The 803-nt window shown below is 46.3% G+C and carries 1 protein-coding gene; it reads left to right on the top strand.

The features are described from left to right. Positions 1-19: 19 nt before the first annotated feature. A partial coding sequence (locus E1189_RS00870; protein WP_155158236.1) for a hypothetical protein occupies positions 20-803 on the top strand: 784 nt, incomplete at its 3' end.

Raw genomic sequence — 803 nt, 5'->3', positions numbered from 1 at the left:
TGCACCGGGAGAATTTTCGATGCATACCCCTAACTTTCAGCCTGTCGTGAAAGGAGTGGCGCTGACTGGCTGCGATCAGTGGATGTCTCGGATATCCAGTAGCACGAACTCTGAAACGATAGCTTTACTGGCAGAGGCTTTTGGAAGTAGTCCGGAAAAAATCATTAAGTCGGTACAAAGTGGTACGGCGTTACCGACAAGTGCCACATCCGCTCCAGAAATCGACAATATTGTAAAAAAACTCTGGGGGCAGAAGCCGGACAGTAACACCTTTGTCCTGGGGAGTGAGTTATTAAAAAGTAGGGTTAAAGAGAATCTCAAAAGTTGCTCTCTGTTAGGTAACTGGTTTTGTTCCCATAGTTCACTCGCCTTGGCAGTAAGAGGGCTGGTTCGTGCAAATCAACCTGTTGATATTGTGTTGCAAGAACTTCAGGACTTACACGGAAAAATAGTCCAGAGAGGTTTAGCCAGGCGCGACGACTGGCAATATTCCATAGTCAGTATACTCACCCAAGCCTGTGACTACCTGGGCGTTCATCCACCACAGGTTATAGCTATTGCTAAGGTGGCTATTCAACAAAATTGGCTAGAACCAGAAAATTTCCCTGATAGTGAGGCAAGGACACTTCATAGCCTGTTAAAAAGGCTGGACGCTGTCAGTGAACTCAAACCATTGGTACACCGCCTCTTAAAAAACTGGTATGTCCATTTTTGGGGTAAAAAAAGAGACCACAGCAGCTACATCAGGAAGATACTGGATGCGGCTTCACCCTTAACCCTGCCAATGTATAGTGGGCATTCCC

The organism is Parendozoicomonas verongulae (assembly GCF_009711465.1).
Taxonomy (GTDB): Bacteria; Pseudomonadota; Gammaproteobacteria; order Pseudomonadales; family Endozoicomonadaceae; genus Sansalvadorimonas; species Sansalvadorimonas verongulae.
The sequence above is the reverse complement of the archived record's forward strand: the minus strand, read 5'-3'. Positions and strand labels throughout refer to the sequence as shown.